We start from the raw sequence: 7,409 nt of genomic DNA on the forward strand, positions 1-7,409 counted from the left end.
CTGGGCCGGTCCGCCCGGGGCGGTCGGCGGCGGCGGTACGGCACCGGGCTCGCCGCCCGGTATCCCGACGACCGTCGGCTGCTCGTGCACGGTCCCGCCCTGCGGCCCGTGCGGTTCCTGGTGCGCCGCCGGCTTGTCCAGCGGCGCCTTGTGCTCCGGTGGAGCCCAGGGATCGCTCGGCTCGTAGCCGCCGGACGGCCGCTCGCTCTTGTCAGACATGGGCCTCCCCCATCGTGATTCCGTCATGCTACGGCCTCCGCTCCACGCGGAACCGGCCCGGCCTACGATGATCCCTGACCCGAGCCGCCCAGGGCAGGGCCCCGGGCGGGGGCGGGGCGACCCCCGCCCCGGAGAACGCCGTACCAGCCTCACCACAGGCATCCGCCTCACCATCCGGAGGATCCCGATGACCGATCTGCGCCCCTTCATCGCGGGGCTGCCCAAGGCCGAGCTGCATGTCCACCATGTCGGTTCCGCCTCGCCCCGTATCGTGGCCGAACTGGCCGCCCGGCACCCGGACTCCAAGGTGCCCGCCGATCCCGAGGCGCTCGTCGAGTACTTCACCTTCACCGACTTCGCACACTTCATCGACGTCTATCTCTCCGTCGTGGATCTGATCCGTACGCCCGAGGACGTCCGGCTGCTGACCTTCGAGGTCGCCCGTGACATGGCCCGGCAGAACATCCGCTACGTCGAGCTGACCATCACGCCGTTCAGCTCGACCAGCCGCGGCATCCCCGAGGTGGCCTTCATGGAGGCCATCGAGGACGCCAGAAAGGCCGCCGAGAGCGAGCTGGACGTCGTCCTGCGCTGGTGCTTCGACATCCCGGGCGAGGCCGGACTCGCGGCGGCCGAGGAGACCGCCCGGCTCGCGGTCGATCTGCGTCCCGAGGGCCTGATCGCCTTCGGCCTCGGCGGTCCCGAGATCGGCGTGCCCAGGCCCCAGTTCAAGCCGTACTTCGACCGCGCCATCGACGCCGGGCTCCACTCCGTACCGCACGCCGGTGAGACGACCGGGCCCGGGACCGTCTGGGACGCGCTGCGCGAGCTGCGCGCGGAGCGGATCGGCCATGGCACCAGCGCCGTCCAGGACCCGGAGCTGCTCGCCCATCTCGCCGAGCACCGCATCCCGCTGGAGGTGTGTCCCACCTCCAACGTCGCCACCCGCGCGGTCGCCGATCTCGACGAGCACCCGATCAAGGCGATGGTCGAGGCCGGTGTGCTGGTGACGGTCAACAGCGACGATCCGCCGATGTTCGGCACGGACCTCAACCAGGAGTACGGCGTCGCGGCCCGGCTGCTCGGGCTGGACGAGCGCGGGCTCGCCGGTCTCGCGAAGAACGGGGTCGAGGCGTCCTTCCTCGACGCACCGGGCAAGGAGCGGCTCGCCACGGAGATCGACGCGTACACCGCCAAGTGGCTCGCGCGGTAAGGACGATGACCGGCGACGGCGAGACAGCCGCGCGTACCGTAATCGCCGTGGGCCACCGCGGCGATCCCTACCGGATCCGCGAGAACACCGTCCCGTCGATACGCTCCGCGCTGGCGCGAGGAGCCCACGCCGTCGAGATCGATGTACGGCTGACCAGGGACGGAGTGCCCGTCCTGCTGCACGACTCCTCGCCGAAGCGGCTCTGGGGCCATGACCGGTCCCTCGCGGAGCTGACACACCGGGAGCTGGACGAGCTGACGGGCGGCGGAGTGCCGAGCCTGCGGGAGGCGCTCACGGCGGTGGACGGAGCCCGGCTCATGATCGATCTCCCGGGCGCCACGGAGGAGTCGGTGCGGACGGTCGTGGGTACGGTACGTGAGTGCGGAGCCGCCGAGCGTGTTTACTACTGCGCCGGCGCGGGCGCGATGCTCGCCGTCCGGGCCGCCGACGCGAGCGCCGAGATCGCGATGACCTGGACGACGCTCGCACCGCCACGGCCCGCGCTGCTCGCGGCGGTCCGGCCGCGCTGGCTCAACTACCGCTTCGGACTGATCAGCCGGGAGCTGGCCGACCGCAACCACCGCGACGGACTGCTGGTCTCGGCCTGGACCGCCGACACGCGGCGCAGTATGCGAAGGCTGATCGCCCGCGGCGCCGACTCGATCACCACCAATCGCGTCGATGTCCTTGCCGCTCTCCTGACCGGCCCGTCCGCGCCCCACGGCCTGTAAGGCCCGTAAGGCACCACTCCCGGCGGCCCGCCGTACGAGCGGGCCGTACGCGCCAGAACGTACGAAGAGGCAGTGGACAAGCGGTCCACTGCCCACCCCGGGCCGATCATCACGCGCCGGTCGTCAAGCGCCAGGCGCCGGTCGTCAGGCGTCGAGCGACGTCATCACATGCTTGATGCGTGTGTAGTCGTCGAAGCCGTAGGCCGAGAGGTCCTTGCCGTAGCCGGACTTCTTGAACCCGCCGTGCGGCATCTCCGCCACCAGCGGGATATGGGTGTTGATCCATACGCACCCGAAGTCCAGGGCCTTCGACATCCGCATCGCGCGCGCGTGGTCCTTCGTCCACACCGAGGAGGCGAGCGCGTACTCGATGCCGTTCGCGTACTCCAGCGCCTGCGCCTCGTCCGTGAAGGACTGGACGGTGATGACCGGGCCGAAGACCTCGTTCTGGATGATCTCGTCGTCCTGCTTGAGCCCGGAGACGACGGTCGGCGCGTAGAAGTAGCCCTTGTCACCGACCTGATGGCCGCCGGCCTGGACCTTGGCGTGCGCGGGCAGCCGCTCGATGAAGCCGGAGACCTGCTTGAGCTGGTTCGCGTTGTTGAGCGGCCCGTACAGCACGTCCTCGTCGTCCGCGGCACCGGTCTTGGTCTCGGCCGCGGCTTTCGCCAGCGCCGCCACGAACTCGTCGTGGATGGACTCGTGGACGAGGACCCGGGTGGCGGCCGTACAGTCCTGGCCCGCGTTGAAGTAGCCCGCCACCGCGATGTCCTCCACGGACTTCGCGATATCCACGTCCTCGAACACCACCACCGGAGCCTTGCCGCCCAGCTCCAGATGCACTCGCTTGACATCCTTGGCCGCCGACTCCGCGACCTGCATCCCGGCCCGTACGGAACCGGTGATGGACGCCATCGCCGGGACCGGATGCTCGACCATCGCCCGGCCGCTGTCGCGGTCGCCGCAGATGACGTTGAAGACGCCCTTGGGAGCGATCGCGCCGATGATCTCCGCCATCAGCAGGGTGGAGACCGGAGTGGTGTCCGACGGCTTGAGCACCACGGTGTTGCCCGCGGCAAGGGCCGGCGCGAACTTCCAGACGGCCATCATCATCGGGTAGTTCCAGGGCGCGACCTGGGCGCAGACACCGACCGGCTCACGGCGGACGATCGAGGTGAAGCCCTCCATGTACTCGCCGGCCGAGCGGCCTTCGAGCATCCGGGCCGCGCCCGCGAAGAAGCGGATCTGGTCCACCATCGGCGGGATCTCTTCGGTACGGGTCAGCTCCAGCGGCTTGCCGGTGTTCTCGGACTCGGCGGCGATCAGCTCCTCGGCGCGCTCCTCGATGGCGTCCGCGATCTTGAGCAGTACCTTCTGGCGCTCCGCCGGAGTGGTGTCGCGCCAGCCGGGGAAGGCAGCCGCGGCGGCCTCCATGGCGGCGTCGACATCGACCGGTCCCGAGAGCGGGGAGGTCGCGTACGCCTCGCCCGTGGCCGGGTTGACCACCTCGATGGTCCGTCCGTCGGCGGCGTCCCGGAACTCCCCGTTGATGTAGTTGCGCAGCCGGCGCAGCTCGGTGGTCACTGCCACCCCTCCTCCTGGTCGCTCATGCTCGGATGTCCGATGGGTGAGACAACCCCAACCCTAGTCCTTCGGCCGACGCTTTCGACAGGCCGACCCCCCGGGAACTTCGGATTCGGTGAGATAACAGCCCTTCAACAACGAATATCATCGATGGAGGGTTGCGGGACGGACGAGTCGCAGTGCACAGTGAGGCGCGTGGCCAGTCGTAGCGCAGACTCCAGAACAGACTCCGGGCCCGGTTCCAGGGCCGGGAACGGATCGTCGTCGTCGATCGACGCCGTCTCCCTCGCCATCATCGAACAGCTCCAGGAGGACGGACGGCGCCCTTACGCGGCGATCGGCAAGGCCGTCGGTCTCTCCGAGGCGGCCGTGCGCCAGCGCGTCCAGAAGCTGCTCGACCAGGGCGTGATGCAGATCGTCGCGGTGACCGATCCGCTCACCGTGGGCTTCCGGCGGCAGGCGATGGTCGGGATCAATGTCGAGGGCGACATGGAGACGGTCGCGGACGCCCTGACGGCCATGGACGAATGCGAGTACGTGGTGATGACCGCGGGCTCGTTCGATCTGATGGTGGAGATCGTCTGCGAGGACGACGACCACCTGCTGGAAGTGATCAACAGAAGGATCCGCGCGCTCCCCGGCGTGCGCTCCACCGAGAGTTTCGTCTATCTGAAGCTGAAGAAGCAGACCTATATGTGGGGAACCCGATAGCCGTGAGCAAGGACCTCTCCAAGACCGCGTACGACCACCTGTGGATGCACTTCACCCGCATGTCGTCCTACGAGAACGCACCCGTGCCCACCATCGTGCGTGGCGAGGGCACCTACATCTACGACGACAAGGGCAAGCGCTACCTGGACGGTCTGTCCGGACTGTTCGTGGTCAACGCCGGCCACGGCCGCCACGAGCTGGCCGAGACCGCCTACAAGCAGGGCCAGGAGCTGGCGTTCTTCCCGGTGTGGTCCTACGCCCATCCGAAGGCGGTCGAGCTGGCCGAACGGCTCGCCCACTACGCGCCCGGCGATCTCAACAAGGTCTTCTTCACCACCGGTGGCGGCGAGGCGGTCGAGACCGCCTGGAAGCTCGCCAAGCAGTACTTCAAGCTGACCGGCAAGCCGACCAAGTACAAGGTGATCTCACGCGCCGTCGCCTACCACGGCACACCGCAGGGCGCCCTGTCCATCACCGGTCTGCCGGCCCTGAAGGCGCCGTTCGAGCCGCTCGTCCCGGGTGCGCACAAGGTCCCGAACACCAATATCTACCGCGCGCCGATCCACGGCGACGATCCCGAGGCCTTCGGCCGCTGGGCCGCCGACCAGATCGAGCAGGAGATTCTCTTCGAGGGCCCGGAGACGGTCGCGGCGGTCTTCCTGGAGCCGGTGCAGAACGCGGGCGGCTGTTTCCCGCCGCCGCCCGGATACTTCCGGCGGGTCCGTGAGATCTGCGACCAGTACGACGTGCTGCTCGTCTCCGACGAGGTCATCTGCGCCTTCGGCAGGCTCGGCACGATGTTCGCGTGCGACAAGTTCGACTACGTACCGGACATGATCACCTGCGCCAAGGGCATGACGTCGGGCTACTCGCCGATCGGCGCCTGCATCGTCTCCGACCGGCTCGCCGAGCCGTTCTACCAGGGCGACAACATCTTCCTGCACGGCTACACCTTCGGCGGCCATCCGGTCTCCGCCGCGGTCGGTCTCGCCAACCTCGACATCTTCGAGCGCGAGGGCCTCAACCAGCATGTCCTCGACAACGAGGGCGCGTTCTTCGACACCCTGAAGAAGCTGCACGATCTGCCGATCGTCGGCGATGTGCGCGGCAACGGCTTCTTCTACGGCATCGAGCTGGTCAAGGACAAGGCCACCAAGGAGACGTTCACGGACGAGGAGACCGAGCGCGTGCTGTACGGCTTCCTCTCCAAGGAGCTGTACGAGAACGGGCTGTACTGCCGCGCCGACGACCGTGGCGATCCGGTCGTCCAGCTCGCGCCGCCGCTGATCTCCGATCAGTCGATCTTCGACGAGATCGAGGGCATCCTGCGGTCGGTGCTGACGGAGGCCTGGACCAAGCTGTGACGGCGGGCCGGACTCCGCCGGGCGCGCCTACCACGCTCCGGCGGTCCGGTGGACCGGGCCGCGACTGACCGGACCACCCGCATGACGGCCCGGGTGCCGCCTTTCGAGTGAGAAGGGCGGCACCCGGGCCGTGTGCTGTCCGCACACTCCGTTCCGAATACCTAGCGTGCCCTGTGACCGATCGTCGCCGCCTTCGTTCACCCGGACGGCGGAGGTAAGTCCGATCAGAACCGAGGTGTACGCCATGGTGGCCCCGCCTGACAACGACGTGCTCTGGGCGCGTTCCCTGACCTACTCCCACAATGGATCGCCCGCGCTCGACGGTGTCTCGCTCGGCGTGCGCGAGGGCGAGATCCTCGCCGTGTACGGCCCGCGCGGCAGCGGAAAAACGACTCTTCTGCGCTGTCTGTCGGGTCAGCTCGTCCCGCAGGAGGGCGAGGTCTGGTTCAACGACTCGCCCGTCCACACCATGAGCGCGGTGCTGCGCGAGCGGCTCCGCAGGGACCGCTTCAGCTGGATCGATCCCGAGCCCGCGCTGGTGCCCGAGCTGAGCGCGTGGGAGAACGCGGCGCTGCCGCTGCTGCTGCGCGGCTCCACGCACCGCGCCGCCAAGACCGCCGCGATGGAGTGGCTGGACCGCCTCGACATCGGTGACTGCGCCAGGAAGCGTCCGTACGCCCTGCTCCAGGCCCAGCGGCAGCGAATCGCGGTCGCCCGCGCCCTGGTCACCACGCCCGCGGTGCTCTTCGCCGACGAGCCGACGGCGCCGCTGCACCGTACGGACCGGGCCCAGGTGATCCGTACGCTGACCACCGCGGCCCGTTCGCACAACATCACCGTCGTCCTGGCCACTCTGGACGAGGAGGTCGCGGCGCTCGCGGACCGTACGGTCCCACTGGTGGACGGCCGCCGCGTCAGCTCCCTCGGGCCCTCCGAAGCGGAAGGTCAGGCCGCGTGCTCGCTCTCCGTCTAGGCCGTGGCGCCCATCCCCTGGCCCTGCTGCGCCGGCTGCTGGTCGTGGCGGCGTCCGCCGGCGTCGGTTTTCTGCTGCTGTGCACCCTGGGCTGGGCGATGAACCATCCCGTCGGCTCCCTGCCGCGGCTGCTCTGGTGTCTGATCCCGCTGGCGGCGACGGTGCAGTTCGCGGTCGCGGTGGCCCGTACCGATCCGGGCACCCGGCCACGTACCGGACTGTCGGCCGTAGGTCTCGGCCCGGCCCGGCTCACCACGCTGGCCGCCACCTCGACCGCCGTCTCCTGCACCGTGGGAAGCGCGGTGGCGCTGCTCGTCTTCATGTATCTCCGTCGCGATCTGACCGGGACGCTCTTCGCCGGCCAGGCGGCGGATCTCCTCGCCAGGAACCAGCCGCTCCCGCTGGCCGCGGTGCTGACACTGCTGGCACTGGTGCCGACGTTCGCGACGGCGGCGACCGGGCTGGTGATGCGGCAGCACACCCGTAGGACCGCGCGTCCTCCGGAGAGTACGGATCCGGCGCCCGCGCCGACCGGACTGCCGTGGGGAGTCGCCCTCACCACGGCGGGCCTGGCGATCGAGACCTATGCGAGCCGAGGAGGCAGTGGCGGCGGG

The 7,409-nt window shown here is 69.3% G+C and carries 6 protein-coding genes and 2 pseudogenes; 6 read left to right on the forward strand and 2 right to left on the reverse strand.

Annotation, left to right across the window (positions count from 1 at the left end):
* Nucleotides 1-219: pseudogene (locus GA0115259_RS28155) on the reverse strand (hypothetical protein); the annotation flags it as partial.
* Nucleotides 220-406: 187 nt separating this feature from the next.
* Between GA0115259_RS28155 and GA0115259_RS28160 the strand changes: the two are divergent.
* Both GA0115259_RS28160 and GA0115259_RS28165 read left to right on the forward strand, forming a co-directional pair.
* Complete coding sequence (locus GA0115259_RS28160; RefSeq protein WP_093602247.1) at nucleotides 407-1,432, forward strand: adenosine deaminase; 1,026 nt, start codon at nucleotides 407-409, stop codon at nucleotides 1,430-1,432.
* A gap of 5 nt (nucleotides 1,433-1,437) precedes the next feature.
* The gene (locus GA0115259_RS28165; protein ID WP_093602249.1) at nucleotides 1,438-2,163 is read left to right on the forward strand and encodes a glycerophosphodiester phosphodiesterase; all 726 of its coding nucleotides are present in this window, start codon (nucleotides 1,438-1,440) and stop codon (nucleotides 2,161-2,163) included.
* A 144-nt stretch (nucleotides 2,164-2,307) separates the two neighbouring features.
* Here the strand turns inward: GA0115259_RS28165 and GA0115259_RS28170 are convergent, their stop codons facing one another.
* Nucleotides 2,308-3,747, reverse strand: a complete 1,440-nt coding sequence (locus tag GA0115259_RS28170) for a gamma-aminobutyraldehyde dehydrogenase (RefSeq protein ID WP_093602251.1) — start codon at nucleotides 3,745-3,747, stop codon at nucleotides 2,308-2,310.
* Between the two features lie 195 nt (nucleotides 3,748-3,942).
* Between GA0115259_RS28170 and GA0115259_RS28175 the strand changes: the two genes are divergently transcribed.
* From GA0115259_RS28175 to GA0115259_RS28190, 4 genes and pseudogenes are all read left to right on the forward strand, one after another.
* The gene (locus GA0115259_RS28175; RefSeq protein ID WP_093602253.1) at nucleotides 3,943-4,458 is read left to right on the forward strand and encodes an Lrp/AsnC family transcriptional regulator; all 516 of its coding nucleotides are present in this window, start codon (nucleotides 3,943-3,945) and stop codon (nucleotides 4,456-4,458) included.
* The gene (locus tag GA0115259_RS28180; protein WP_093602255.1) at nucleotides 4,443-5,822 is read left to right on the forward strand and encodes an aspartate aminotransferase family protein; all 1,380 of its coding nucleotides are present in this window, start codon (nucleotides 4,443-4,445) and stop codon (nucleotides 5,820-5,822) included. Before GA0115259_RS28175 ends, GA0115259_RS28180 begins: the two co-directional genes overlap by 16 nt.
* A 244-nt stretch (nucleotides 5,823-6,066) precedes the next feature.
* Nucleotides 6,067-6,795 carry an ABC transporter ATP-binding protein gene (locus GA0115259_RS28185; protein WP_093602257.1) on the forward strand — a complete coding sequence of 243 codons (729 nt, stop codon included), beginning with the start codon at nucleotides 6,067-6,069 and terminating at the stop codon, nucleotides 6,793-6,795.
* Nucleotides 6,777-7,409 (forward strand): annotated as a pseudogene (locus tag GA0115259_RS28190) (hypothetical protein); the annotation flags it as partial. The gene GA0115259_RS28185 and the pseudogene GA0115259_RS28190, both read left to right, overlap by 19 nt.

Source organism: Streptomyces sp. MnatMP-M17 (assembly GCF_900091995.1).
In the GTDB taxonomy this organism is placed as follows: Bacteria; Actinomycetota; Actinomycetes; order Streptomycetales; family Streptomycetaceae; genus Streptomyces.